General features: G+C 42.4%; 1 protein-coding gene. It reads right to left on the bottom strand.

All coding sequences use genetic code 11. From position 1 onward, the window contains the following. Nucleotides 1–4: 4 nt before the first annotated feature. Nucleotides 5–568: FAD-dependent oxidoreductase (locus HMPREF0023_RS15970; protein ID WP_008942595.1), on the bottom strand; the 564-nt coding region annotated here is incomplete at its 5' end.

The following is a 568-nucleotide window of genomic DNA, read 5'->3' as shown; positions in this document are numbered from 1 at the left end:
TTTATTAAACACCAGAACGAATCATATAATCAAAAGCAGAGAGCGAAGCTTTCGCGCCTTCACCTGTGGCAATGATGATTTGCTTATAAGGTACCGTAGTACAGTCACCCGCAGCAAATACACCTTTCACATTGGTTTCGTTGCGATCATTCACCATGATCTCACCACGATTACTCAATTCAATAGCGCTGTCTTTCAAGAAATCTGTATTCGGTAATAAACCAATTTGAACAAAGATCCCTGCAAGCTCAACCACATGTTCTTGATCTGTAGCGCGATCTTTATACTTCAAGCCTGTCACTTGTGAACCATCACCAAGCACTTCAGTACTCAATGCATTCATGATCACTGTTGTATTAGATAAGCTGTTTAACTTATCTTGTAACACTTGATCCGCTCGAAGTTTGGTGTCGAACTCAACCAAGGTTACATGTTCAACAATTCCAGCAAGATCAATCGCAGCTTCCACACCAGAGTTACCGCCACCAATCACAGCAACACGTTTACCTTTGAACAATGGACCATCACAGTGTGGGCAATAAGCGACACCACGGGTTCGATATTCAGC

This window comes from Acinetobacter sp. ATCC 27244 (assembly GCF_000156555.1).
Taxonomy (GTDB): Bacteria; Pseudomonadota; Gammaproteobacteria; order Pseudomonadales; family Moraxellaceae; genus Acinetobacter; species Acinetobacter haemolyticus.
Note: the sequence above shows the minus strand (reverse complement) of the source record. Positions and strands in the feature narration are given on the sequence as shown.